Annotated in this window: 28 protein-coding genes; 11 read left to right on the top strand and 17 right to left on the bottom strand. The window is 68.2% G+C overall.

What is annotated here, in order from left to right; all coding sequences use genetic code 11:
- Window positions 1-253 precede the first annotated feature (253 nt).
- From IEY82_RS04980 to IEY82_RS04960, 5 genes are read right to left on the bottom strand one after another with little or no spacing between them, the layout of a single operon-like run.
- Entirely contained in the window at window positions 254-628 is a 375-nt protein-coding gene (locus IEY82_RS04980; RefSeq protein ID WP_189122779.1) for a nuclear transport factor 2 family protein, read from the bottom strand.
- 54 nt (window positions 629-682) lie between these two features.
- Complete coding sequence (locus IEY82_RS04975) at window positions 683-982, bottom strand: DUF952 domain-containing protein (protein ID WP_189122778.1); 300 nt, start codon at window positions 980-982, stop codon at window positions 683-685.
- Window positions 979-1,533, bottom strand: a complete 555-nt coding sequence (locus IEY82_RS04970) for a GNAT family N-acetyltransferase (protein ID WP_189122777.1) — start codon at window positions 1,531-1,533, stop codon at window positions 979-981. The genes IEY82_RS04975 and IEY82_RS04970 overlap by 4 nt, the downstream gene beginning before the upstream one ends.
- A 20-nt stretch (window positions 1,534-1,553) precedes the next feature.
- Window positions 1,554-2,108 (bottom strand): TetR/AcrR family transcriptional regulator, encoded by a 555-nt coding sequence (locus tag IEY82_RS38885; RefSeq protein ID WP_225262283.1) that lies wholly within the window; start codon window positions 2,106-2,108, stop codon window positions 1,554-1,556.
- Window positions 2,105-2,428, bottom strand: coding sequence for a DMT family transporter (locus IEY82_RS04960; RefSeq protein WP_189122776.1), 324 nt, complete (start codon window positions 2,426-2,428; stop codon window positions 2,105-2,107). Before IEY82_RS04960 ends, IEY82_RS38885 begins: the two co-directional genes overlap by 4 nt.
- 132 nt (window positions 2,429-2,560) lie before the next feature.
- Here IEY82_RS04960 and IEY82_RS04955 point away from each other — a divergent pair, with 132 nt between their 5' ends.
- From IEY82_RS04955 to IEY82_RS04935, 5 genes are read left to right on the top strand one after another with little or no spacing between them, the layout of a single operon-like run.
- Window positions 2,561-2,992, top strand: a complete 432-nt coding sequence (locus IEY82_RS04955) for an Hsp20/alpha crystallin family protein (protein ID WP_189122775.1) — start codon at window positions 2,561-2,563, stop codon at window positions 2,990-2,992.
- Between the two features lie 18 nt (window positions 2,993-3,010).
- Window positions 3,011-3,316 (top strand): MerR family transcriptional regulator, encoded by a 306-nt coding sequence (locus tag IEY82_RS04950; RefSeq protein WP_189122774.1) that lies wholly within the window; start codon window positions 3,011-3,013, stop codon window positions 3,314-3,316.
- A gap of 25 nt (window positions 3,317-3,341) precedes the next feature.
- A complete protein-coding gene (locus tag IEY82_RS04945; RefSeq protein WP_225262285.1) occupies window positions 3,342-4,295 on the top strand; it encodes a radical SAM protein in 954 nt (317 codons plus the stop codon).
- Between the two features lie 34 nt (window positions 4,296-4,329).
- A complete protein-coding gene (locus tag IEY82_RS04940) occupies window positions 4,330-5,067 on the top strand; it encodes a phytanoyl-CoA dioxygenase family protein (RefSeq protein ID WP_225262286.1) in 738 nt (245 codons plus the stop codon).
- Window positions 5,068-5,119: 52 nt separating this feature from the next.
- Entirely contained in the window at window positions 5,120-5,632 is a 513-nt protein-coding gene (locus IEY82_RS04935) for a GNAT family N-acetyltransferase (RefSeq protein ID WP_189122773.1), read from the top strand.
- Window positions 5,633-5,736: 104 nt separating this feature from the next.
- Here IEY82_RS04935 and IEY82_RS04930 read toward each other — a convergent pair whose 3' ends face one another.
- The 12 genes from IEY82_RS04930 to IEY82_RS04875 all read right to left on the bottom strand — a co-directional run bounded on the left by IEY82_RS04930 (window position 5,737) and on the right by IEY82_RS04875 (window position 17,407).
- Window positions 5,737-6,924 (bottom strand): L,D-transpeptidase, encoded by a 1,188-nt coding sequence (locus IEY82_RS04930; RefSeq protein WP_189122772.1) that lies wholly within the window; start codon window positions 6,922-6,924, stop codon window positions 5,737-5,739.
- A gap of 162 nt (window positions 6,925-7,086) precedes the next feature.
- Window positions 7,087-9,276: an SF1B family DNA helicase RecD2 gene (gene recD2, locus IEY82_RS04925; protein ID WP_189122771.1), complete on the bottom strand. Its 2,190-nt coding sequence runs from the start codon at window positions 9,274-9,276 to the stop codon at window positions 7,087-7,089.
- 618 nt (window positions 9,277-9,894) lie between these two features.
- Window positions 9,895-10,161 (bottom strand): hypothetical protein, encoded by a 267-nt coding sequence (locus IEY82_RS04920; RefSeq protein WP_189122770.1) that lies wholly within the window; start codon window positions 10,159-10,161, stop codon window positions 9,895-9,897.
- Window positions 10,162-10,339: 178 nt separating this feature from the next.
- The gene (locus IEY82_RS04915) at window positions 10,340-10,681 is read right to left on the bottom strand and encodes a hypothetical protein (protein ID WP_189122769.1); all 342 of its coding nucleotides are present in this window, start codon (window positions 10,679-10,681) and stop codon (window positions 10,340-10,342) included.
- Window positions 10,681-12,615 carry a hypothetical protein gene (locus tag IEY82_RS04910; RefSeq protein WP_189122768.1) on the bottom strand — a complete coding sequence of 645 codons (1,935 nt, stop codon included), beginning with the start codon at window positions 12,613-12,615 and terminating at the stop codon, window positions 10,681-10,683. Before IEY82_RS04910 ends, IEY82_RS04915 begins: the two co-directional genes overlap by 1 nt.
- A gap of 87 nt (window positions 12,616-12,702) precedes the next feature.
- The gene (locus IEY82_RS04905; protein WP_189122767.1) at window positions 12,703-13,596 is read right to left on the bottom strand and encodes a hypothetical protein; all 894 of its coding nucleotides are present in this window, start codon (window positions 13,594-13,596) and stop codon (window positions 12,703-12,705) included.
- 20 nt (window positions 13,597-13,616) lie between these two features.
- On the bottom strand, window positions 13,617-14,051 hold the full coding sequence (locus tag IEY82_RS04900; protein ID WP_189122766.1) for a hypothetical protein: 435 nt from the start codon (window positions 14,049-14,051) through the stop codon (window positions 13,617-13,619).
- 14 nt (window positions 14,052-14,065) lie between these two features.
- Window positions 14,066-14,515, bottom strand: a complete 450-nt coding sequence (locus tag IEY82_RS04895; RefSeq protein WP_189122765.1) for a hypothetical protein — start codon at window positions 14,513-14,515, stop codon at window positions 14,066-14,068.
- Window positions 14,508-14,771 carry a hypothetical protein gene (locus IEY82_RS04890; protein ID WP_189122764.1) on the bottom strand — a complete coding sequence of 88 codons (264 nt, stop codon included), beginning with the start codon at window positions 14,769-14,771 and terminating at the stop codon, window positions 14,508-14,510. The genes IEY82_RS04895 and IEY82_RS04890 overlap by 8 nt, the downstream gene beginning before the upstream one ends.
- A gap of 159 nt (window positions 14,772-14,930) precedes the next feature.
- Entirely contained in the window at window positions 14,931-15,350 is a 420-nt protein-coding gene (locus IEY82_RS04885) for an SsgA family sporulation/cell division regulator (protein WP_189122763.1), read from the bottom strand.
- 189 nt (window positions 15,351-15,539) lie between these two features.
- Entirely contained in the window at window positions 15,540-17,045 is a 1,506-nt protein-coding gene (locus IEY82_RS04880) for a hypothetical protein (RefSeq protein WP_189122762.1), read from the bottom strand.
- Complete coding sequence (locus IEY82_RS04875; protein WP_189122761.1) at window positions 17,042-17,407, bottom strand: hypothetical protein; 366 nt, start codon at window positions 17,405-17,407, stop codon at window positions 17,042-17,044. Before IEY82_RS04875 ends, IEY82_RS04880 begins: the two co-directional genes overlap by 4 nt.
- Window positions 17,408-17,653: 246 nt before the next feature.
- On the opposite strand from IEY82_RS04875, the gene IEY82_RS04870 reads away from it, so the two are divergent.
- The 6 genes from IEY82_RS04870 (at window position 17,654) to IEY82_RS04845 (ending at window position 23,744) form a co-directional block, all read left to right on the top strand.
- Window positions 17,654-18,418: a GntR family transcriptional regulator gene (locus IEY82_RS04870; protein ID WP_189122760.1), complete on the top strand. Its 765-nt coding sequence runs from the start codon at window positions 17,654-17,656 to the stop codon at window positions 18,416-18,418.
- A 29-nt stretch (window positions 18,419-18,447) separates the two neighbouring features.
- A complete protein-coding gene (locus IEY82_RS04865) occupies window positions 18,448-18,951 on the top strand; it encodes a hypothetical protein (RefSeq protein WP_189122759.1) in 504 nt (167 codons plus the stop codon).
- Between the two features lie 196 nt (window positions 18,952-19,147).
- Complete coding sequence (locus tag IEY82_RS04860; protein ID WP_189122758.1) at window positions 19,148-20,389, top strand: helix-turn-helix domain-containing protein; 1,242 nt, start codon at window positions 19,148-19,150, stop codon at window positions 20,387-20,389.
- A 398-nt stretch (window positions 20,390-20,787) separates the two neighbouring features.
- The gene (locus IEY82_RS04855; protein ID WP_225262288.1) at window positions 20,788-21,648 is read left to right on the top strand and encodes an SAM-dependent methyltransferase; all 861 of its coding nucleotides are present in this window, start codon (window positions 20,788-20,790) and stop codon (window positions 21,646-21,648) included.
- 23 nt (window positions 21,649-21,671) lie between these two features.
- The gene (locus IEY82_RS04850; protein WP_189122756.1) at window positions 21,672-22,052 is read left to right on the top strand and encodes a hypothetical protein; all 381 of its coding nucleotides are present in this window, start codon (window positions 21,672-21,674) and stop codon (window positions 22,050-22,052) included.
- A gap of 372 nt (window positions 22,053-22,424) precedes the next feature.
- Window positions 22,425-23,744, top strand: coding sequence for a carboxyvinyltransferase (locus IEY82_RS04845; protein ID WP_189122755.1), 1,320 nt, complete (start codon window positions 22,425-22,427; stop codon window positions 23,742-23,744).
- The last annotated feature ends 3 nt before the right edge of the window (window positions 23,745-23,747 follow it).

Genomic DNA, 23,747 nt, shown 5'->3' with positions numbered 1-23,747 from the left:
TCATCGTCACGAACGGTTACTGCGGGGGTGGCTGCGAGGAGCGGCGGGCCGAGGCGGAGCAGACGCGCCAGATGGCGCGCCCGGTGGCGCCGATGCAGCAGCAGGTTCAGCAGCCGGGTGCTCAGGTGCCGCCGGCTCGCGTGGCGCCCGCGTTGCGCGCGGTTCGCTGACCGGGGTGGGTCGTCGGGGGCCGCGTCGGGTGTGACGCGGTGCGGGGTGTCGGTGGGGGCCACTCCCCTGCTTCGTGTGCCGGTCAGTGGTGGCCGTCGGTGGTGTGCCAGTAGTCGCGGGTCTGGACGGCGAGGCCGTCGGGGTCGAAGCGGGCGAAGACGCAGCCGGCGAGGGTGACGGGTGCGCCGTTGTCGATGGTGTGGGCGTGGAATTCGATGGCCGCCTGGTCTCCGTCGACGATGGGTGTGGCGAAGGTGATCTCGGGGTTCGTCTCGTTGGTGAATGACCAGCGGATGTAGTCGGCGATGGCCCCTCTCCCCCGGTGTGGCGGGCGGAAGGGCATCGAGGTGTGGACGGCGTCGTCGGCGTACAGAGTGAGGATGCTGTCGACGTCGTGGTGGGTCCATCCGTGTTGCCAGGTGTCGGCGAAGCGTTGTGCGGCGGTTCGGGGGTCCATGGTGGTCATTGTGGTGGTCGGCGCGGGTTTGTGCGGGCTGTTTCGGTGGCGGGTTCAGCGGGGCCGGTAGGGGCGCGTGGTGGTGACGGCGTGCAGCGGGAGTGGCCCGTACAGGTGGGGGTAGCCGCCTTCGTCGCGGATGTCGAGGCCGGTGGGGTCGATCTCGAGGATGACCAGGGGTTCGGTGAGGTGGGCGTAGAAGGTGTCGTGGACCTCGTGGAGTTGGGTGAGGTCGTGGCTGCAGTGGATGAAGCCCTCCTGGTCGAGGGTGCGGCCGAGGGTGGAGACGCGGTAGTCGCCGGCTGATCGGGCGTGCTGCCAGTCGGTGTGGCGGGCGAGGTGGAGGATGGTCATGGGGTCCACTCGCTTTCGAGCATGGCGTAGATGACCTCGTCGGCCCATTCGCCTTTGACGTGTTCGTTGTGGATGAGGTGGGCTTCGCGGCGCATGCCGAGTTTTTCCAGGACGCGGGCGGAGGCGGTGTTGCGTCCGTCGAGGCGGCCGACGATGCGGTGCAGGCGGAGGTCCTGGAAGCCGAGGCGCAGCAGGGGTGCGCCGACTTCGGTGGCGTAGCCGTGTCCGTGGTGGTCGGGGTGCAGGACGTAGCCGATCTCGCCTTGGCGATGGTGGGCGCTGGTCCAGATGAGGATGCAGTTGCCGATGAGGCGGCCGGTGTCGCGCAGGGTGATGGCGAGGTCGAGGGCGTCGCCTTCGTGGTGGAGGGCGGTGCGGGTGATCTTCTTGTCGAGGTGGGTGCGGACGGTGTCGAGGTCGCGGGGTTCCCAGTAGAGGTAGCGGGCGACGTCGGGGCGGGATTCGTAGGCGTGCAGGTCGTGGAGGTCGGCGGTGGTGAAGGGGCGGAGGAGCAGGCGGTCGGTGGTGATCGGGTAGCGGGGTCGGAGCACGTGGGCAGTGTAGGGAACGGTCAGGTGGGGGGCGAGGCGTTTTCGATGGCGATGGTGAGGAGTGTGCGGGTTTCGTGGACGGGGCGTTGTTCGACGAGTTGTTCGAGCCAGAGGGCGGAGACGGTGGTGTAGAGGAGGCGGACGCGGGGGTGGTCGGGTGGGTGGGCGAGGGTTTGGGCGATGAGGTGGACGCAGCCGTCGGTCCAGCGGCGGGCGATCTGCTGGAGGACGGGGTCGCGGCCGGCGTGGACGTAGAGCTCCCAGAGGCCGAGTTGGCGGTGGCGGTCGGCGGTGGCGATCTGGTCGGCCAGGGCGGTGAGGCCGTGGTCGGTGATCCAGGTGTGGAGGGTGGTGAGCTCGGTCTGGACGAGTTGGGCGAAGGCTTCGGCGAGGAGTTGGTCGCGGGAGGTGAAGTAGTAGGTGGTGGCGGCGAGGGGCAGGTGGGCGCGGTGGGCGACGGCGCGGTGGGTGACGGCGGCGAAGCCGCCTTGGGTGAGGAGTTCGACGGCGGCGGTGAGGAGGGTGGCGCGTCGTCTGCGTCCGCGTTCTTGGGGTGGTGGGGTGTGGGAGGTCAATGGCCACCTGCGAGGTTGAGGACGACGACGCCGATGATGATGAGGAGGATACCGCCGATCTTGAAGGGGGTCAGGGTTTCGCCGAGGAGGAGGGCGCCGATGAGGGCGATGGCGGCGGTGCCGGCTCCTGACCAGATGGCGTAGGCGGTGCCCATGTCGAGTTGGAGTTTGAGGGCTTGGGCGAGGAGGGCGAAGGAGGTGAGGTAGCCGGTGGCGGCGGCTGCGGTCCAGGCGTGGTGGGTGAGGCCGTCGCTGAGTTTGAGGGCGGTGGTGGCGATGATCTCGGTGGCGATGGCGAGGGCGAGGAGGAGCCAGGCCATGGGGGTCTCCTTCGGAGGAGTGGGACGCTCGTACCAGTTTAGTTCTGGCGGTTGCATGGAGCTCGGCGTGTAGTTAACCTATGAATTGAGTTGGAGGTTTCCTCTCAGGAGAGTTTCAGCGAGGAGGTAGACATGCTGCTCACGACCATCGACCCGTTCGTCCAGGAGTTCGAGCGCCAGTTCGACCGGCTCGCGCGAGCCACTCTTGGCGAGCCGGCCGGGATGCCGATGGACGGGGTTCGTCGCAAGGACGACGTCCTGCTCCGCTTCGACCTGCCGGGCATCGACCCCGACTCGATCGAGGTCACCGTCGACCGGGGGGTGCTGACCGTCGGCGCCAGGCGTGAGGAGGCGCTGGAGGAGGACGACCGTCCGTTCCTGCGTGAGCGCCGGATGGGCGCCTTCACCCGTCGCGTCTACCTGTCGGAGCACCTCGACGCCGAGCGGATCGAGGCCGGCTACTCCGGCGGGGTGCTGACGGTGCGGATTCCGGTGCTGGAGAAGGCCAAGCCCCGCAAGGTGGAGGTGCGGCGGGGTAAGGACGTCAAGGCCATCGTGGCCTGATCCGGTGAGGGGGTTCGCATGACTTCGCTTCCTTTCGACGACAGCCGTGCGCCCCTCTACACGCTGGGCCAGGTGGCCGACATGCTGCAGGTGCAGCAGGCGTTCCTGCGCAGGCTCGATTCGCACGAGGTGGTGAGCCCGCGGCGTTCGCAGGGCGGGCAGCGGCGCTACTCGCGTGACGACATCGTGCGGGTGCGGGAGGTGATCCGGCTGACCGGTGAGGGCATGACGCTCGTCTCGGTCGGCCGGATCCTGGAGTTGGAGCGTGAGGTGGCCGTGCTGAGGGCGCGGCTGGCCGAGTGTGAGAAGCGGTTGAAAAGCTAGTCGAAAGCGTGTTCCACTGTGGGGTGTGGGTTGGGACGCGCTTTCGCTGGTGGACGCCGACGACGACCGTCCGCTGATCGAGCGGCGCGCGGTTCTGCGGGGCGGGTTCTATGAGACGCAGGCCCGCACGATGATCGAGCGGGTGCCGCGGATCGCGGGCATCGCTCAGCGGTGGGCGGTCTCGCCCTACCGGGGTTGCGCCCATGCCTGCCGTGGTTGCGGTGCCCGTGCGGGTCACCGGCGGCTGGGTCTGGATTCCGGGCGTGATTTCGACACCCGCGTCGTGGTGAAGGCGAACGCGGTGGCGCGGTTGCGTGCCGAGTTGGGCCGCTGGGGTGGTGAGCCGATCGCGGTGGGTGTGACGGGTGACTGTTATCAGGAGGCCGAGCGGACCTATCGGTTGATGCCGGGTGTGGTGGAGGCGCTGGCCGGGGCGGGGGTGGCGTTCACCGTCTATACCAAGGGCCCGTTGGTGTTGCGTGACGCCGGGTTGCTGGCGCGTACGGGGGCGCAGGTGGCGGTGTCGATCGCGTTCGTCGACGAGCGGATCCGGCGGGCGGTGGAGCCGGGGGCGGTCGGTGGGCAGGCTCGGTTGGAGTTGGTGTCGGCGCTGGTGGAGGCGGGGGTGGCGTGCCGGGTGCTGATGGCGCCGGTGTTGCCGTTGCTGAGTGACGCGGCCGATCAGTTGTCGGCGACGGTGCGGCGGATCGCGGCGGCGGGGGCGTCGGCGGTGGAGCCGGTGGTGTTGCGGCTGCCGCCGGGTACGCGGCAGTGGTACATGTCGTGGCTGGCCGGTGCGCATCCGCGTCTGGTGGAGCGTTATGAGGAGCTCTACGATGCCGCGGGGCTCCCCTCCCCTGCGTATGAGCAGCGCATCATGGGGCAGATCGGGCAGTTGTGTGAGATGTACGGGATGCGGTCGGGGGCGCCTGAGCAGGTGGCGCGGGCGCCGCGGTTCCCGCAGTTGTCGCTGGTCTGAGAATTCGCTTGACGGCGTTGTTAGCGTGCTGCGTATGCAACAGATCATCGATGTGGAGCGGTTCGTCGCCGACGGTTTCGTCAAGGTGGAGTCGGTGGTGCCGCGTGAGGTGGCCGATAAGGCGCGGGCGGGGTTGTGGCGGCAGATCGGCCTGTCCCCCGATGATCCGGCGGGGTGGACGCAGCCGGTGGTGTGGGCGGCCGATCTGACGGGGGCCGGGCCGTTCGGTGAGATCGTGCGGAGTCCGCGGCTGGGCGCGGCGCTGGATCTGGTGGCCGGGCGGGGCGGGTGGTTGCCGATGGGTTCCCTGGGTAATATCCCGGTCCGTTTCCCGAAGGTGCCGCCGGCCGATGATCGCGGGTGGCATATCGACTCCAACACCCAGGGGGCGGATGGCACGTGGGGGGTGAGCGGGCGGCCGTCGACGATGTTGCTGCTGGTGTTGCTGTCGGAGGTGGGGGCGGAGGACGCGCCGACCCGGATCCGGGTGGGTTCGCAGCGGGATGTGGCGGCGTTGCTGGCGGAGCGGGGTGGTGAGGTCCTGGATCCGTTCGTGGCCGGTCCGATGGTCGATCGGGTGAGCGTGGAGCGGCCGGTGGCGCATGCGGTGGGGCGGCCGGGTGATGTGTTCCTGGTGCATCCGTTCACGGTGCACGCGGCTGACGAGCATCTGGGGAGCCGGCCGCGGTTCATGTCGCAGGCGCCGGTGATGCTGGTCAGGCCGTGGGCGCCGGATGACGAGACGGCGCTGGGGCGGGCGGTGCGGGGCTGAGGTCCGGCCACTCCCCCGGCGTGGTGTCGGTGGCGGGTTCTAGGCTGGCCGGATGAGGATTCGTGAGGGTGGGCCGGAGGATGTGGCGGCGGTGCTGGGCATGTTCGACAGCGCCGTGGCGTTCCTGGTGGCGCGTGGGCGCACCGGGCAGTGGGGTGCCGATCCGTTCACCGGTGATCCCAGGCGCGCCGCGCAGGTGGAGGGCTGGGCCGGGGGCGGCGGGATGCGCATCGCGGAGGTCGATGGCGAGCCCGCGGGGTGTGTCGTGGTGGGGGCGCCGCACGATTATGTGACGCCGGCGCGGGAGCCCGAGCTGTACGTGCAGGTGCTGGTGATCGATCAGCGGTTCTCGGGCCGTGGGGTGGGGCGGGCGCTGCTCGGCTGGGCGCTGGAGGAGGCGGCGCGGCGTGGGGTGGGGCTGGTGCGGGTCGATTGTTACGCCGGTGACGACGGCCGGTTGGTGGCCTATTACGAGGGGTGTGGTTTCACCCGGGCCGAGCCGTTCACGGTCGGTGCGTGGCCCGGGATGATCCTTCAGCGTCGTCTGTCTCCGTCCGGCGCTTGATGACGCCGGCCGCGCGGGTGACCGCGCGGCCGGGGTGGTCGTCTGTCCGGGTGTGTCGTCTGTCCGGTGTGTCGCGTTCCCTGCGCCGTGGTCGGAGCCGGTCGTCACCGGCTGCCGTTGAGGGCGCTGCCCTTCTTCCACTGGGTGAAGGACATCTGCCAGAATCCCCAGCCGTTGTTCCATTCGAGCTCGCGGTCGGTGCCGGTGACGTCGACGATGTCGCCGCGCTGCATGGTGTCGTGGAACCATTTGGCCTGGTCGGGGCGGGAGTTGATGCAGCCGTGGCTGACGTTGCGGACGCCCTGGGCCCAGACGTTGTCCTTGGCGTGGACGTACTCGCCGGAGTTGGAGATGCGTACGGCGTGGTTGATCATCACGTCGTAGTACTCGGGGTCGTCCTTCTCGCGGCCTGGGGAGATCATGCGGACGGGGTTAGCGCGTTCCATGGTGAGGTGGACGCCGGAGGTGGTGGTGTATTCGCGGGTGGTGGCCTTGCCGGCGCTGATGCGCATGGTCTGGACGCGTTTGCCGTCGCGGTAGACGTACATCATGTGTTTCTTGACGTCGACCTTGCTGATGACCTTGGCGCCGATCTTGAGGGTGGTGGTGTAGTCCTTGACGCCGTACATGCCCTTGCCGGCTTTGACGCCTTCGAGGTCGGCGGTGAATTTGATCTTCTGGTGGGCGGGCCAGTAGGTGGCGGTGCGGTAGATGACGACGGTGTCGTTGATCCAGCGCCAGGCGCCCTTGACGGGCTTTTCGGCGTCGACGTCGAGGGCTCGTTCGACGGAGGCCTTGTCGGAGACGGGCTGGTTGAAGGTGACGATGATGGGGGCGCCGACGCCGAGTTTCTCGCCTTTGGCGTTGGGGGTGACGTCGGCGACGGCGAGTTCGATGGCGGGTTTGAGGGTGCGGAACTCGCTGGTGACGCTGGTGACGCCGGAGGCGGCGGTGACGGTGTAGTCGGTGGAGGGCTTGAGGGGGCCCTTGGAGACCCATCGGGTCTTGTCGGCGTTGTACTTGCCTTCGACTTGTTCGTCCGCGCCTTCGACGATGACGTCGTCCAGGGTGCCGCCGGCGGCGGCGACGACGATCTTCTTGTCGGGGCTGACGTTGGAGCTGCCTTCGGCGGGTGAGATTTTGATCGTCGGCGCCTGTGGGGTCGCCGAGATGGTGGCGCCGGGTGCGCCGTCGCCGTTGGTGGCGGCGTTGCCGTTCGAGCATGCCGCGGTCAGGGCGGCCGCGGTGAGCAGGGCGATGCCCGCCGCGGGCTTCCTCCAACCAGGCGTCATGTTCACGTCAGTCCTTCCTAATGCGCGCAAAGTGCACCCCAAAACTCTAATGCTCCTGCATGTAAGACGCGGAAGCATTTAGGAGAGTTCGGTCACATTTGGATCACTTATCGAGGTCAGCCGCAGGTCAACGGCCGGTCAAGAAAAGGGAAGCCGGATCGGTCAGCGCTGGGCGGACCGCTCACCGAGGCGGTGGGTGAGGCCGGTGTGGCGCCGTCCGGCGCCCCGGGTGCGGACGGCCTGGGCCAGCGCCCGGCGGGAGCCGACGATGACGACGAGCCTCTTGGCCCGGGTGATCGCGGTGTAGAGGAGGTTGCGCTGCAGCATCATCCAGGCGCTGGTGGCCAGCGGGATGACCACGGCGGGGTACTCGCTGCCCTGGGAGCGGTGGATGGAGACCGCGTAGGCGTGGGTGAGTTCGTCGAGCTCGTCGAAGGCGTAGTCGACCTGCTCGTCCTCGTCGGTCAGGACGGTCAGCTTGTGCTCGTCGGGGCGGATGTCGACGACGATGCCGACGGTGCCGTTGAAGACGCCGGCGGCGCCCTTGTCGTAGTTGTTGCGCAGCTGGGTGACCTTGTCGCCGACGCGGAACACCCGGCCGCCGTAGCGGCGTTCGGGCATGCCCTCGCGGGCGGGGGTGAGCGCCTCCTGCAGGGCGGTGTTGAGGGCGCCGGCGCCGGCCGCGCCGCGGTGCATGGGGGCCAGCACCTGGATGTCGCGGCGGGCGTCGAGGCCGAACTTGCGCGGGATGCGCCGGGCGACCACGTCGACGGTCAGGGCGGCGATCTCCTCGGGTTCCTCGCAGGGGAACAGGAAGAAGTCCTTCATGCCTTCGAGGACGGGGTGGCGGCCGGTGTTGACGCGGTGGGCGTTGACCACCACGCCGGACTCCTCGGCCTGGCGGAAGATCTGCGTGAGCCGTACGCGGGGGACGTCGTCGGCGGCGAGCAGGTCTTTGAGCACCTCGCCGGCGCCGACGGAGGGCAGTTGGTCGACGTCGCCGACGAACAGCAGGTGGGCGCCGGGCGCGACGGCCTTGACGAGTTTGTTGGCCAGCAGCAGGTCGAGCATGGAGGCCTCGTCGACCACGACGAGGTCGGCGTCGAGGGGGTTGTCGCGGTCGAAGGTGGCCTCGCCGCCGGGCCGCAGCTGCAGCAGCCGGTGCACGGTGGTGGCCTCGTGGCCGGTCAGCTCGGCCAGGCGTTTGGCGGCGCGGCCGGTGGGCGCGGCCAGGATGACGCGGGCGCGTTTGGCGCGGGCCAGGGTGACGATGGAGCGGACGGTGAAGCTCTTGCCGCAGCCGGGCCCGCCGGTCAGCACCGCGACCTTCTCCGTCAGCGCGAGCCGGACGGCCTGGCGCTGCTCGGCGGCCAGTTCGGCGCCGGTCTGGCCGTGCAGCCAGGTCTCGGCCTTGTCCCAGTCGACGTCGGCGAACACCTTGAGCCGGTCGTGGCCGCCGCGCAGCAGCGTCAGCAGGCCGGAGGCCAGCGACAGCTCGGCGCGGTGGAAGGGCAGCAGGTAGACGGCCGGGACGAGGTTGTCTGCCACGGGGAGGTCCTCGCGGACCACGCCCTGCTCGGCGAGGAGTTCGTCCAGGCAGCGGCTGACCAGGTCGGCGGGCACGTCGAGGATCTTGACGGCGTCGCCGGCGAGGTTGGGGGCGGGCAGGTAGCAGTGGCCGTCGTCGGCCGCCTGCGACAGGGTGTAGCGCAGGCCGGCCTTGACGCGTTCGGGGCTGTCGTGCGGGATGCCGACGGCCTGGGCGATGGTGTCGGCGGTCTTGAAGCCGATCCCCCACACGTCGTCGGCCAGCTTGTAGGGCTGGGTCCTGACGACGGAGATGGACGCCTCGCCGTACTCCTTGAAGATGCGTACGGCGATGGAGGTGGACACGCCGACGCCCTGCAGGAAGATCATCACCTCTTTGATGATCTTCTGTTCCTCCCAGGCGGCGGCGATCATCCTGGTGCGTTTGGGGCCGAGTCCGGGCACCTCGACGAGGCGTTCGGGGGTCTGCTCGATGACTTCCAGGGTGTCGGTGCCGAAGTGGTCGACGATGCGTTCGGCCATCTTCGGGCCGATGCCCTTGATGAGGCCGGAGCCCAGGTAGCGGCGGATGCCCTGGACGGTGGCGGGCAGCACGGTGGTGTAGGACCACACCTCGAACTGCCTGCCGTAGCGGGGGTGGGAGGTCCAGCGGCCGGTCAGCCTCAGCGACTCCCCCACCTGGGCGCCCAGCAGCGGCCCGACCACGGTCAGCAGGTCGGCGCCGGACCGGTCGGTCGCCACCCGGGCGATCGTGTAGCCGGTCTCCTCGTTGGCGTAGGTGACGCGTTCAAGTACTGCGCTCAAATTAGTAGCGACATCTTTGGACCCCGCATCCGGGCTCCCCTCGGGCCTCCCCACGCCGACGAGACTAGGGCAGATCTTCACCACCGCGACACCTCCCGCGAGCCGCACAGCCAGCGATCTATCATCAACACGTGACCACTTCTCCCCTCTCCGGGCCTAACCCGTCCAACATCACGCGGGCAAAAGCGCTAGCGACAGCTGGCCAGCTCTTGGCCCACGCTCGCGCCGAACGCGACACCCTCTCCCCCGCCGAAGCGGCCAGGCTCGCCCACCGGCCTGGAGGCATTCCCCTGGAGGACCTGGAGGCTTCGATCCGCGCCCAGCGCGAGCGAGCACGGACCACCAGGGCTACCTCTGCGGCTTAACGCAAGCAGTTTCGCTTGCATTGACAGGCCGAGTCGCATCCGTCCACCAGGGGCACTTCCGGCAGTAGCACCGCGCCGGAGCGCAGTACCCGCCACCCGGCTCCGGCCGCCCAGCCAACGCGGACGGAGTGTGACTGGCGCAGCGCCACCCCTGCAGGAACAACCTCGTAGGGGTGGCGCCACAGTGACGTTCCTCATCGCTATCGCTTATCCAGCTTGAGCAGGGCTTCACGTCACCTCTTCCAGTCCGCCATCAGCCGTACGCGCCCGTGACGCGGCGCCACTCCTTGACCTGATGCGGGTCGACGTCCGCCATGGGCGTCGCGACAGCCTTCAAGGCCAGGTCGGCGGCTTGGAACTCCGCGGCGGCGATGAGGGCGCAAGCCGAAGCCTGCGCGGAGTAAACCTCTTTCCAGTCGCAGGCCCTGGCCTTATCCGCCTGCATCGCGAATTTCTTCGCTTCTGCCAGGTAGTCCAGAGCAGCCTCAGCGTGCTCCGGGCCGGTCATCTTCCTTGGCATTGCGCCTCCTTGGGGGTCGAGATTACGCCAGCAGAAGTGCTTGCGGGATCGGGGTCGTTGTGGCAGCCGTGGCCGCACCGGCTGTACCTGCAGCCAGCGCAGTGTCCTCGGCTGCACGGGTCCGACAGGCTGGTCAGCCACTCCCTCGGCAGGTACGTCAGGTCCTCGGTTTTCGACATCATCGGCCCCTCCCCGGGCCTGGCTGAACAGCGTGAACGGGCAGCAACACCAGCGCGGCGAGGGTCGACACGACCAGGACCGCGCCGCCCACCTGGCCCCACACGGTCATGGCGAGAACCGCCGTGTTGAACAGCAGCAGCGCACCGCCGACCGGACGGCCGACCAGCATGACCACCGCGACCACCACGGCGACCACCATCGGCACCAGCACCTCGGTACCCGGCGTCGGCCGGCACAGCAGTCCTGTGGCCAGCACAACCGCCAGCCACGACAACGTCACGGCCGTCACACGCAGCCCGTTGTCGAACCATCCGGCGTACGGCGCGGGAACAACGCTCATCACTGAACCTCCTTCACCAGCTGATACAAGTCGTCGGACTTCCTCACCCGGCCTGCCTTCTCCAACGCCCGCAACGCGGCCGGGACCTCGCCGAGCGGCACGTCACCAAGCCGCCGCCGTGCCGCGACGCAGACCGCGCCGACCTCCTTCGGGCCGCTGATCAGCGCGTGCTCGACCACGGCCTCCACGTCCCCCGACGACCACTGCGGCTTCGCAACCGGCGTCGCGTTCGCTGGCGTCGACGCCGCCGGGTCACGCGGGTCGACGCCGCGCCGCACCATGTCGCCGTACTCCTCGTAGAAGCTCAGCGTCATCTCGTCGAGCTGCGCGGCCGCGGGGGTGGATGCGATGCCGAACAGGTCACGCCAGATCGACGCCCGCCACTTGCCGCTGGGCCGGTTGTCGAGGCCCCTGGTGTAGGCGAGGCCGCGGCTCTTCTGCTGCGTGCCCTCCCAGAACTCGGGCAGCTTCGACGGGTCAGCGGCGAGGCCGACCATGTTGTAGTCGACGCCGGAGCCGGTGCGGAACGCTGCGACAGAGCCGCCGGCCGAGAGGTTCGAGCGGAGAGTGTTGCTGATCGGCTTGCCGCCGAAGTTCTCCAGTCCCAAGTTCTGCAGGTAGACGTCGACCGCGCCGCCCGGCTTCCGCCAGGTCTTCACCGCGTCAGCCAGCAGCTCGGTGGCCGACGCTCCGTACTCGGCATCCTTGAGCAGCAACGGCAGCTCCTCGATGGCGATGTACATCAGCATCAGGCCCTGCATGTCCGGGTCGCCGGGCACAAAGAACGGCTTGCCGTGCCGCTCCCTGCCCATGTTGTCGGCCCAGGGGACGTGCGCGACGAAGTCGCTGCGGCGGCCCATGACGTAGTCGAGCGCGAGCAGCTCCTCCCAGCACGCCTGCACACCTTCGCGGCTGATCGCTGTGCGGCCATTGAAGTCCGGCTGCGAGCTGCCGTCCTGGTTGTCCAGCAGCACCGCAACGGCGAGCGGGCACTGATGCACGAGCCCGAGCTTCGTGCCGCCGAACGCCGACTTGCCCATGCCGGTCGAGCCCGCGTTGATGCCCATCTGCGCGCCCGCGTCCGTCGTCCAGAACGACCAGTGCGTGGGCTTGAGGTCGAAGAACCAGCCGACCTGCGCCGTACCGGTCTCCAGGTCGATGGCCGCGGCGTGGTCGTCCACGTATCGGACCTGCCGCAGGTTGTCGCCGCCCTCTACCACCGTGAGACGGGCCCTGGAGTGGCTGCCGCCCGGCGCCCGCCCTAGCTCGACCTGGTCCAGAGGGACCTCACGCGCTGACGCGATGGTGCCCCGGGCCTTCTCCATTTGGTCGAACTGGGTCTTGCCGGGCACGCCGACGACGACGGTAGTGAACCCGCCCTGGACGGGCTCCGGAGCGGCGAGGGTGGTACCGGCGAACGCCGCGCTGTTCGGCACGACGGTCTCCTCCCACCACTTCTGGACACCGGACACGGTGCTCTTCGGCAGAGCCTTCGGCCGGGGGGCCGGACGGCCCGCCGCCCGGTAAAGGGCCCACCAGTCGTTTACCGACCAGACGATGCCAACGACCCACAGCACCAGCGCGATCAGGCCGTACGGGCCGACGAACGTGGCCACCAGCAGCCAGAGACACGCGGCCGACGTCCGCTTCATGGCGGGCTTCTGGCCGCGTCGCCTCGCCTTGACCAGGGTCACCCCTGTGGCGAGGACGACGGCCGGCCCGGTGATGTTCAGGCCGAGGCCGGTCACGTCGGCCAGGGCGGCGGTGGTCTGGATGGTGGCCAGCCACATCACCGGTCGGGCGTACGCCATGCGCCCGCGTTGCCGGTGCTTGATGCGTCGGAGGGCGCGGCGAACCCGGCGCGGCGCGGGCTTCTCGGTTTCCTCGTCGGCTTTGATGTCCTTGAGCTTGACCTTGACGGCGGTGGCGGCCATCAGACGGGGTCCCTTCTGCGCGGGTGATCGCTCTGCTCCGGGAGCCCGCCACGACGACGCCGTGGCGGGAACCCGCAACCTCAGCGGTCAGGCGGTGGCGACAGCCGCCGCGTCCTTCGCGATCTGCGTCGCGACGCTGGCGGCCTGGTTCAGCAGGTCCTGGAGGACGGCGGCGTTGCCGATCAGTGCCGAGTGCTGGGCGATGGTGTCGCCCATGGATGCGACGAGGTTGTTGCTGGTGACGCTGAGGTCGTTCAGCTGCTGCGCGATCTGCTCGTGCGCCATCGCGTAGCTGGTCAGGCCGGTTGCTTCCTGAGAGATGGACATGTCGGGTCCTTCCGGTTGCGGCGCCTGCCCGGCGCCGGGGTTGTCGATTCCTGCTTGCGTTTTTGATTGCGTGTTCGGCTCTGCTGGGACGGCTCGGGAGAAGCGGAGTTCCTGACCGCACGAGCACTTGGTCACGGACTTGTCCTGGCCTGCCTGGAGCATCACGGAGTGCTTGGTGCCGCACTTCTCGCACTCGGTGGTAGCGATGATGATCGTGTTCGTGATCAGCTTGGCCCCGTTCGCCACGGGCGGCACCGCGTAGGTCGGGTCCTCGTGCACGACGTCGTCAATGACCTCAGCTTCGACCTCGAGCGTCTTGTACGCTTCGAGGCCGCCCTTGGCGGCTTCGACGAGGATGCGCTGGGTCGCGCCGATGGCCTTGGCCGCGCCGTACACCGCCCCGCCCGCCGTCACCACCGTGACGCCCAGCAGCTCCAGCAGCCCCGACGTGAGGCGGGCGCGCTTGGTGCCGCGTCCCTGCAGCGCCTTCTGCGCCCGGTCGTACGCGTCGTGGGTCGCCCTGTAGCCGTCGCGGAACTCGGTTGCGGCCTGGGCCCGGCCCGCCTGCCACGAGCCGGAGGTGACGGCCTTCGTGGCGGTACGGGCGTCCGGCCGCCGCCACAGGATGACGCCAGTGAAGAGCGCGGCGAGCACCAAGGCGAGGATGACCATCATCATTTCGACCCCTCCAACTGCGTCTTGAGGGTGTTGGCGTTGGAGGTGAACTGCGAGCTGACGTAGGCCCACGTCGGCCCAGACGTCATCACGACGAGCGTAATGAGCGCGGGAAGGGCGAACAGGCCATATTGCGACGGCCTACCGATGCCCCAGTCGGAGACGCCGATCAGGACGCCGATGAAGACGGCCACCAGGCCGAGGAACCCGGGGACCCCGATCCATACGGTCAACCCCCAGTCGGAGCCGACACGGACCAGCCATGCGACGACGCCGATGAGGCCTACCCCGCCAAGGAGCATGAAGAAGGCGACGATGAAGTGGATCTTCCTGAACAGCTTGCTGTAGTGCATGACCACGACGGCCGGGCCTGCGAACACGAGGCACACCACGAGGCCGCCGAGGACCAGGCCAACGGAGAGTTCGACTTTCATGAGGGGCATGCCTTTCAGGCGAGGATGAACGTGACGAGATACACCACCGCGCCGACGACCACCACGGCGGCCAGCAGCGTCGGATAGCGGATGATCAGGAGGAGGGTCTGCGCGGCGACGTTCGCGAGGATGACCGGCACCCCGTACAGGCCGTAGAGCACCCGCAGGGCGATGGCCTCGCGGACGAACTGCGGCGGGTCAAACCAGTACTGCCGGGCCAGGGCTGCGATCGACGCGGGCCGCTGCCCGAACAGGCCGTCGCCCACCACCATGTCGTCGAGCAGCTTCTCCAGCCGGGGCAGCATCTCGGCGGCGGCCACCGACCAGACGGACACCGCGTCTTCGGCTGGCTCGTCCGGCTGAGCGGGTGAGACGGCGTCGTCGGCCGGCGCAGGGAACGGGCCGATGACCACGTTGTCCTGCTGCTCGTCGCTGTCGTCGGCGGGCAGGCTCAGCTCATACACGGCTCGCTCCTCCCTTCCGGGCGTTGAGGTGGTTGACGTGCTTGGTGTTCAGGTCTTCGGCGATGGCCCGCATCTGCTTGGCCAGGTGCAGGCCGTCCGCGTGGGCTTTGGCGGGGTCGCGCTTGGCGAGCTGCGTCAGCTCAGCCGCCGCCCAGCACACGGCGAACCAGAAGCGGCGCACGCCGTTCCGCTCGCCGTCGATCCGGCCGGTGTGGAACGCCTTCCGCTCCTCCGGGCCGGTGCGGGTCCTGGCCACTTTCAACTCCTCCTGCTTACGGGCTGTGATCTTTGATAGGCTCCGCCTCGCGCGCGTGCATGCGCGGGCGTGCGCGCCGCGCAGCGCGGGCGCGCGTTGGGCGGTCCGCGACGCTGCCGGTCAGAGCCTGGCGGGCGACTGATCGGCCCTGCAGCCGAGTCACAGAACGTCACCTTCCTCGAACAGCGCTTCCACCTCGACGTCCCAGTCGATTCGGGACTCCTCGGTGCCGGACGGCACGAGCTTCAACGTCTCGGCCAGGTACGCCCGGACGTTGGCAGTCGGCACGCGGAACGTCAGGGGCTCCTCGGGGTTCCACCGCAGCGTCCACAGCGTCCACATCGACTCACCGGACGGCCGGACCTTCAGGTCCTCGCAGGCGGCCACCTCATGCAGGCCCTTCATGAGGACATCGCGGGGCACGTCCAGCGTGACGATGCCGCCGCTGACGTACACCCGCACGAACCACGGGTCGGCCGGGCTGTAGTGCAGCCACGCGGTGAGGAAGTTCGAGTCGTTGTCGGCCTGCCATATCGCTAGGCACGTGCTGAGCTTGATGAGGTTCGCCTCGGGATCCATGTCGTGTCCTTCGGTGTCAGGTTGGTGGGTGTCGTTCGGGGGCTACTTGGCGAGAACCGCGACGACGGCGATAGCCGCCGCCTGCACGAACGCGTAGATCACGACGAACATGACGACGTTGAATGCGGTGGGTCGTCGCGTGGGCCGTCGCATGGTGTGTCTTCCTGGGCGTCTGTGTCGTTTGTCATGTCACGTCGCGCCGGGTGTCGGGCCATCGGGCGTGTCACGGGCCGTGCCATCAGATGCATCACCAGCTGTGTCACGGGGCGTGTCACCGGGGTCCGTGTCACTGGGCGCCAGCCCGGCCTGCTCGATGTACCGGTACGCGGTGCGCGTGCTGACGCCGTACTCCTCAACGGCCTTGTCACGCAGGTCCGTGACATCCATGTCCGGGTTGGTCTTGGCCAGGTCATGCAGCCACTTGATGCGCCGCTCAAGCTCTTCTCTGCTGGGCTGCGTCGGTGTGCCACGACGCAAGCCATTTTGCTTGCGTGACACGGTCTTCTGTGCGCGTGACACGGGCCGTGTCACGCGAGGTGTCACGGGCGGCTTCGGGGCCGGTGCCGCGCCGCCTGACGCGCCATTGCCCGTGTCACCCCTCACCGTGTCACCCCCGCCGAGGCCACCTCTCACGACACTGCGGCCGACCACGCGACCCCCGGTCGCGAGCGCCACCAGCGGCACTAGGTTCGCCATCGCCTCACGGATCTCCGTCCGCGCCTCATTCATCTCGTCGCGGGCCTCGCGGATCTCGCCCCGCACCTCCAACCTCTCGTTCATGCGGCTGGTCTCCAAGGCGAGCTGGTCGAAGCCGCTCGGCTCCTTCGGCTGCTGCCAGAACGCGGGAGCCTCGACCTTCGTCAGCTCGGCGGTGTTGTACAACGCGGCGATCTGGGCGAGCATCCGCTTCTGCTTGGCCGGGTCCTGCACCAGCCCGGTGTGCTCCACCGCGCGATCCATCGCCTTGTCCAGCTTGGCCAGCGCGCGAGCCTGCTTGTTACCGGAGGCGCCGGCCTCGCGCAGCGCCCTCGCCTTCTTCGCCGTGAGGGCGACGCGGGTGAGGCGGCGGTGGGTGTCGACCTCGGTCGCGGTGCGGTCGGACGACTCGGCCAGCCCCACCCGGACGAGCATCCTTTCCGGGGTCATCCGCCAGTTGATCCGGGTCCGGCCGGTGAGCCGCTGCCGCTCGATCGCCATGCCGCGTTCCCACAACCAGGCGGCGACGATCGGCGCGGCCAGCCGGAACACGGCCTCGGGGAAGCTGGCCGAGTCCATCGACGACAGCACCGCGGATAGGCAGGTCAGCGCCCACACGGCCAGGCCGTCGACGCCCGCCTTGTGGTTCTCCCGCATGTTCCGGCGGGCCCGTACCGCGCTGGTCACCATCGCGACCTCGATGAACGCGAACAGCAGGAGCTGCAGCGGGCCGCTGAAGCCGAGTACGTCCCCCGAGAACCGCCACATGCCTTGCGCGGACACGCCGGTTGCGATGGACGCGGCCACGATGGTCATGGCGTCCTCGGTCGGGCGGCCCGTCCACCAGCGGCGACCGATCCGGAAGAGTGCGCGACCGCCCAGGAAGGCCCCGACGAGGACCGCCAATGCGATGGCCGCGATGACGGCCGAGCTGATCGGGTTCGCGGTGATGTAGGCGAACGCGGTGGCGGCGAAGCCGAACAGAGCGGAGGGGGTCATGCAGCTTCCTCCTTATCAGTCTCGACAGCGATATTGCTTGCAAGAAGACGTTCGAAGCGCGCCCAGGGGGCGAGGCCGCCTCGAATGCCGTGCGGCGCGCAGTCGTGCAGCATGAGGTCGGCGCGTTCCTCGACCTCGGCGGTCACCTGGCACGCGGCCAGGGCCTTACATCCGGCGCAGCGGGCGGTGGCGGCCTGCTCGTAGAAGCGGCGCTGAGTCGTGGCGTTGCCAGCGGGTTCTGCGTCGGGGAACCAGTGGTCAGGGTCGACTCCGGGCCTGGTGCACAGACCCTCTTCGGTGATCTGGTCGTACAGGGAGCGGAGTCGGGCGAGATCCGACGTCGGGGACTTGGCGCGTGTCATACTTTTCTCACCACAGACCTTTCGGGTCGTGTTCTCCTAATCGGGTTGGTTGGGAGCCGAGGCGGCCTCCGGTGCGGGATGGGTACCCGCAGTGTTCCGGGGGCCGCTTTCTGATGAGATCATCAAGCTCTGTTATTTAGATAACATGTCGAACTGAGAGCATGATGAAGCACTACGCGATCATTTGTCAAACGCTTGTGGCAACATCCTGGGATCGAGGCACAACATCAGCAGGAGGGGCGCACCGTGACAACCAGGCGCGACGAGATCGCGAACCACCTTCGCGACCTCATCACCAGCGGCACCTACGCGCCCGGTGACGTGCTGCCCAACCAGACAAGCATGAAAGCCACCTACCAGACCACGAGCAACACCATCAGCGCCGCCGTGAAAATCCTCCGCGACGAGGGCCTCATCTGGCGCGTCGCCAACCGCGGCCTCATCGTCCAAGACACCCGGCCCCTCTACATCGACCTCAGCATGGCCACCACGCCCAGCAACGGACTCGGACCCTGGGAAACCGCCTGCCACAACGTGGGACGCACCGGCAGCATGCAGCTGGTCTCCGTCGATCGTGGCCCGGCCGAAGCTGAGGTCGCCCGAGCCCTGCAACTCAGCGTCGGCGCGACCGTCGTCCGCCGTGACCGGCGCGCGCTTGTCGACGGCCAGGCCGTCATGCTCGACACGGGGTACTACCCGCTCGCCCTGGTCGACGACACTCCCGTGGCCGGCAGCGGCAAGGTCGGCGGCGGCACCCTGGCCGCACTCATCGCCGCCGGTGTGCTCGATCCGCAGACCACCCGCGTCCGCGAACGCATCGGAGCTCGTGCCGCAACGAAGGACGAAGCGGAGACGCTACGGCTCCGGCCGGGCGTCTCTGTCTTGACCGCTGAGCGCGTGACCCGAGACGGGGAAGCCCAGCCGGTGGAGCTGCTGCAGCGGGTGGCGAACGCGCGGCGGATCCGGTTCCAGACCGACGACCTGTCGCTGAGAAACCTCGGCCAGCCTTAAGCGTCGGTGCAGTTGCCTACGCTTTAAGTATGACAAGTGCCAGGGCCCACACCGCGTGGGGGGAACTGCTCGCCGCGATCCGCACGCACAGCTCATCGCCGAAGGGGGCTATCGAGAAGTCTGTACGTGACGTCCTGTTCTACCGGTTCGCCCGCAGCCTCGACCTCGATCACGGACTCGACCTAAACTCCGAGCAGTGGGTCCGATTCATGGCCGTAGCCGTCCCAGCTGCACTGCGCGGCGACGCATTCGACGACATCAAACCGCTGGCCTTCGAGACCCAGGTCGCCAAGGACCTGGCGGTAGCCCCATCGACCGATCTCACCCACGCACAGAATGTCCTGCGGGTCCGCTTCCAGGTGTTCGTCGTGGTCTTCTTCGCCCTCTACGGGCTCATCTCCGCGAACGAGAACCAGGCCGACAAGCTCACCCTTTACACCGGCGGCGGCGCGGTGCCGATCGCCTGGTACTGCGCGACCCTGGTGGCCAAGGAGTACGACAAGCGATACGGCCCTGACCGCGACGCCGACTGATCAGCCGCCGTTCCCATACCCGCCGCCACCCTGATACGTCAGGATCGGCGGCGGTGAGTCCGTTCAGCGCCTGCCGCATCACTTCGCCTTGGACCCGATACGGAGTCGCGGATCTCGCCGCCGAGAACCCCTCGCATGAAATAAGCCCTGCGCCGTAGCCTGAGGATGTCGAGTCATCAGGAAGGGTGCAGGGCCTGTGGACCAAGGTACCAACGATCCCGCCGCAGTGGTATTGACCATCGGGCAGCGAATCCGCTACTGGCGCGAGCGCCGGGGCATGAGCCAGGAAACGCTGGCCGGGCTGATCGGCCGATCCACCTCCTGGCTGAAGCAAGCGGAGAACGACCGGCGGCCCGCCGACTCCTTATCGGTCCTGCTCCGGATCGCCGACGTCCTCCAAATCCGGAACCTGGCCGACCTCACCGGCGTCCAGTCCATGCCCATCCGAATGTTCGCCGGCCCCGGCCACCCCGCACTGGCGGAAGTGAGGACGGCGATCAACGTTTCGCCTCTCCTGATCCCCCACGGCACAGTCCAGCCCTTGGACGTGATCCGCGCACGTCTCGACGCTGCCTGGCGGACTCGCCACACCTCGCCAGATCACCGGACCGCGCTCGGCAAACTTCTGCCTGATCTGCTGCGCGATACGCAGCTCGCAGCCAGCATGTACCACGCCGCCGACCGCCGGCGCGCCCAGGCGCTCCTGGCGGAGGTCTACGGCTTAACGCAGATGTTCGTGGCCTACCAGCCGGCCCAAGACCTGCTGTGGCGCGTCGCCGACCGCGCGCTCCTGGCCGCCCAGGAGTCGGAAGACCCGCTGGCTATCGCATGCGCCGTGTGGTTCCTCGCCCAGGCTCACCGCGACACCGGCGACTACGAAGCGGCCCGGGACATCAACCAGCAGGGGATGTTCGCCATCCAGCCGCACCTCGACGACGACCCCACCGTGGATCTGCGGGCCATGTGGGGAGCGCTCAGCTTTGAACTCTCCTACACCGCGGCTCGCCTCGGCGAGGCCGGCGAGGCATGGCGTCACTGGAGCGAGGCCCAGCGCGTCGCGGAAGGGCTGCCGAAGGACTACTACCAGCCGTGGACCTCGTTCTCCCGCGTGATCATGAAGGCCCATGCGGTGACGGTCGCCGTCGAACTCCACCAAGGCGGAGAGTCGGCGCGGCAGGCCGCCAGCGCGGAGAGCGTCCCCATTCCGTCGCAGCCTCGGCGCGGCCGTCACCTGATCGAAGTAGCTCGCGCGTACCAGCTCCAGCGGGACTATGACGCGATGCTGGGCGCGCTGCAGCTTGCTCAGCAGACCGCTCCTGAGACGATCAAGTACAACGGCTATGCCAAGAGAATGGCGTTCGAGTTGGTGGAAACGGGCCCGTCCTATCTGCGCGTCCCGGCACACCACCTGGCAGATCAAATCGGCCTAATGGTGTGACCGAAAGCAGGGGACACATCTGTGTCCCCTCCTTCACAATCAGCGACCTACAGTCGGCCCATGACACCGACCGTGGCGATGAGTCAACTCCGAGTTGCGCTGGCCGCCCGTGGTGTCAGCACACGCGATGAGGACGTGCGGGAGCTGCGCGGCGGCTGTTACAGCATCCTGAACCTACAAGGGCTGAGCGTCACCTGCGGACCTGAATGGATTCGGTGGTTCCCCGTTCCCGGTAGCAGGTGGGGATGGCACAGGGCGACTGATCCTGCCGGTGCCGCTCATGCGCTGGCGGCCTTGATGCTGCGGGGTGATAGCGGTTCCACCACCCTACGGACTGTCCGCCAGCTCGGCCATGCGCCCCGCTACGTCGCTAACAACGACACGAGGCCACGATTCTGATGAGCATTCCCAACCCCCCATCCGCCGACGGCACTCGCCCCAGCGGCCCTGGAAGCACCTTCGATTCGTCAGTGACAACCCCTGCAACCACCTATGCCGCGTTGCGTGGATCGAAGGGCGTCCTTCCCGCTGCCCGCGCCGCCGGAGAGGAGCTGAACAAAGCGCTCGGCGGCGTAGTTGACATTGTTACCCTCGAAAACGCCTTCGCCCTCGGACGGGCAGTACAGCACGCCGCCGAGCAGGGGCACACGCTGTTCGCGGACCTGGGCGGCGGCATTCCGATTCAGAAGTCGGACAGTTGGGGACTACCCGACCTCTACGACATCGCTTCCGGCGTCCAGCCCGGCCTGCGGTGGCTGCTGGTGGACTCCGATCACCTGGCCATCGTGTACGGCCGCGCGCTCGTCGGCAGGAACCCCAACGTGCATGTGGACCGGCAAGACCTTCGCCGGCTACCGGAAGTGCTGACCCTGCTCGACCTCCACTTGGGCGTCAAGCAGAAGATCGTGGTAATTCTGGGTGCGGTGCTGCACTTCATGACCGACCAGGAAGCTGCTGCCCTCATCTCCGCCCTGCACGAGCATCTCGTCCCCGGCAGCCTCGTCGTCGTCACCCACGTGACCAGCACCGGCATGCTCCCCGAGGACGCAGCACGGGGCAAAGAAGTCTACGAGCGGTTGAACGGCGTCGAGATCTACCTCCGCAGCGAGGACGAGATCACGGCACTGGCCGGGCCGTTCGCGATCCAGCCGCCGGGAGTCGTCCGCACCATCGACTTCATGCCCCCGCAAGAGGGGCCGCCCGCGGAGGAAGCACCGCACTTCCTCATGTGGATGGCCGAACGGCTCGCCGACTCCTGATACGGCCAGAAGGAAGCGCCACCGTGACACCACGCCACGCACTCCCACCAGACGAGCACGAGCAGCCATTACGCAAGGCCGCGCAACTGGTGATCCTGCTCGCCGAACGCCACAACATCCCCGCCACCGTGGAAACCCCGCCCTGCGGCGTCGTCGTACGGGTGTTCCCGGGACTCATCACCCACGTCGATCACATCATCTGGTGGACCATCCCCGACATCGCCGGCACCCGCGACCGGCCGCTCCGGACCTACGCCCACACCGCAGGCGGCGCGGCCGACCGGGTCGCCAAGCACTACCAGGACCTGCGATCCATCCCCATCGAAGAACTCCTGGCCTCCGGCTGTATCCGGCTACTGACCGGCGATTCACTGGACGATGTCGGGGCCCGCCATGCGTCTTGATCCCGAGAGAGTCGTCGAAGCGGCCATGCTCCAGCACGAGCGCCCTGGCTGGTTCGTCATGTGGGGGTCCTGGGCCAGGGCATTCACCGCGTGGCACCTGGCCGACCCCTGCGAATGCCGCCCTGTCCATGCCAAGACCCCGGACGAACTGCGCAGCCGAATACTCCACGCGGAACTCGAACTCTGGCGGGCCTCATACATCCCCCACTGGCAGTCCACACCCCAGGCTGCAAGCGAGGCCCGCCAGGCATAACGTCCACGGCCCGGAGAAGACGACCGGTCCCGCCCTGATCAAGGGGCTTGGGAAGGGGAAGGCGGGACGTCTCTCCGGGCCGGGATCCATCACGACAGCGACGAAAACGGGACCCAGTGATGATTCAGCAGACCAGCACAGGCGTGGACCTGCCCCGCGGATTGGCCGTACGCGGCGGACGGCCCTTGAGGGGAACCGTAGCCGTGGACGGCTCCAAGAACGCCGCGCTCCCTTTGGTTGCCGCCGCTGCCGCCATCGGCCGCCCCGTCACTCTGACGAACGTGCCGATGTCCTCCGACGTAGGCAAGCTAGTTCGGCTCATCCACGCCACTGGCGCACGGGTAGTACTCGACGGCCACAAGGCGCTGCATGTCATCCCCGACCTCGACCATGCAGCCGAAGCGGACCGCGCGCTGGCAGCCAGCATCCGCGCCTCCTACTACCTCGCTCCCGCGCTGCTGGCGTCCGGCCGGGCCGAACTGCCGTGGCCTGGCGGCTGCAACGTCGGCGACCGCGGCATGGAGCTGCACTTCATGGTCTACGAGGCGTTCGGTGACAGGGTCCACACCTGCGAGGCGGGATACCAGATCACCGCCAGCCCTCTACAGCGACGTACGCCGGTGGAGATCAAGCTGCCTTTCCCGAGCCGTGGAACCACGGTGGTGGCGCTTCTTCGCGCAGTCGTGGCAGGCAGGCCGCTGCTGCTGCACAGACCCAACACCTCCCCGGAGGTGGCCGGCCTGGTGAAAGCTCTCGCGCAGGCTGGCCACGAGGTGAGCTATCTGCCCGATGACGTACTGTCCTTTCAGCCCGGCAACGGCTGTCCAGCCACATGGTGTGTGCCGGGAGACAAGATTGAGGCCGGGACGTTGCTGTGTGCGCTGGCGGCCACCGGCGGCCACGGCCGTGTCTCCGGCGTGAACCCCACCCACATGTCACCGCTCCTTGATCTGCTGGACGACCTCGGATTCCCCATCACCATCACCAACGACGGAGTGGAACTGTCCGCACCGCCCACGCTGACCGGCACGTCGATATACGCCGACGCGTCCCTGAATTCTCTGTCATCCCCCGAATGCCTGGACGCGGACTTCGAGCCGCCGCTCATAGCCCTGGCCCTCACGCTGGCCGGTCGCAGCCACACATTCATCGACGAGATCAACCCCGGTCGGCATGCCAATCTGCTGCCGCAGCTCCGCCGTCTCGGCGCGGTCATCACCGAGGTCTCCTCCACTTCCTGCGAGTTGAATGGCCCTCAGCGGCTCGCCGGGGCATCAGTGGAGGCCATCGACATACGCACCGGCTCTGCGCTGCTGATCGCCGCGCTTACCGCTGCTGGGACCACCGAGCTGGCCGGCCTGACTCAACTTCAGCGCGGTCACGCTGACCTCCCGGGCAAGCTCCATGCCCTGGGCGCCGACATCATCACCCTGGTGTGAGCT

The organism is Nonomuraea cavernae (genome assembly GCF_014646355.1).
Lineage (GTDB): Bacteria > Actinomycetota > Actinomycetes > Streptosporangiales > Streptosporangiaceae > Nonomuraea > Nonomuraea cavernae.
This window is presented reverse-complemented; position numbering and strand designations above follow the sequence as displayed.

Bases quoted from the DNA above. Each gene is read 5' to 3' on its own strand.
- IEY82_RS04980 (WP_189122779.1), bottom strand. From the start codon at position 628: ATGGACCCCCGAACCGCCGCACAACGCTTCGCCGACACCTGGCAACAC.
- IEY82_RS04975 (WP_189122778.1), bottom strand. From the start codon at position 982: ATGACCATCCTCCACCTCGCCCGCCACACCGACTGGCAGCACGCCCGA.
- IEY82_RS04960 (WP_189122776.1), bottom strand. From the start codon at position 2,428: ATGGCCTGGCTCCTCCTCGCCCTCGCCATCGCCACCGAGATCATCGCC.
- IEY82_RS04955 (WP_189122775.1), top strand. From the start codon at position 2,561: ATGCTGCTCACGACCATCGACCCGTTCGTCCAGGAGTTCGAGCGCCAG.
- IEY82_RS04950 (WP_189122774.1), top strand. From the start codon at position 3,011: ATGACTTCGCTTCCTTTCGACGACAGCCGTGCGCCCCTCTACACGCTG.
- IEY82_RS04940 (WP_225262286.1), top strand. From the start codon at position 4,330: ATGCAACAGATCATCGATGTGGAGCGGTTCGTCGCCGACGGTTTCGTC.
- IEY82_RS04935 (WP_189122773.1), top strand. From the start codon at position 5,120: ATGAGGATTCGTGAGGGTGGGCCGGAGGATGTGGCGGCGGTGCTGGGC.
- IEY82_RS04930 (WP_189122772.1), bottom strand. From the start codon at position 6,924: ATGACGCCTGGTTGGAGGAAGCCCGCGGCGGGCATCGCCCTGCTCACC.
- IEY82_RS04920 (WP_189122770.1), bottom strand. From the start codon at position 10,161: ATGCCAAGGAAGATGACCGGCCCGGAGCACGCTGAGGCTGCTCTGGAC.
- IEY82_RS04915 (WP_189122769.1), bottom strand. From the start codon at position 10,681: ATGAGCGTTGTTCCCGCGCCGTACGCCGGATGGTTCGACAACGGGCTG.
- IEY82_RS04910 (WP_189122768.1), bottom strand. From the start codon at position 12,615: ATGGCCGCCACCGCCGTCAAGGTCAAGCTCAAGGACATCAAAGCCGAC.
- IEY82_RS04900 (WP_189122766.1), bottom strand. From the start codon at position 14,051: ATGAAAGTCGAACTCTCCGTTGGCCTGGTCCTCGGCGGCCTCGTGGTG.
- IEY82_RS04885 (WP_189122763.1), bottom strand. From the start codon at position 15,350: ATGGATCCCGAGGCGAACCTCATCAAGCTCAGCACGTGCCTAGCGATA.
- IEY82_RS04880 (WP_189122762.1), bottom strand. From the start codon at position 17,045: ATGACCCCCTCCGCTCTGTTCGGCTTCGCCGCCACCGCGTTCGCCTAC.
- IEY82_RS04875 (WP_189122761.1), bottom strand. From the start codon at position 17,407: ATGACACGCGCCAAGTCCCCGACGTCGGATCTCGCCCGACTCCGCTCC.
- IEY82_RS04865 (WP_189122759.1), top strand. From the start codon at position 18,448: ATGACAAGTGCCAGGGCCCACACCGCGTGGGGGGAACTGCTCGCCGCG.
- IEY82_RS04855 (WP_225262288.1), top strand. From the start codon at position 20,788: ATGAGCATTCCCAACCCCCCATCCGCCGACGGCACTCGCCCCAGCGGC.
- IEY82_RS04845 (WP_189122755.1), top strand. From the start codon at position 22,425: ATGATTCAGCAGACCAGCACAGGCGTGGACCTGCCCCGCGGATTGGCC.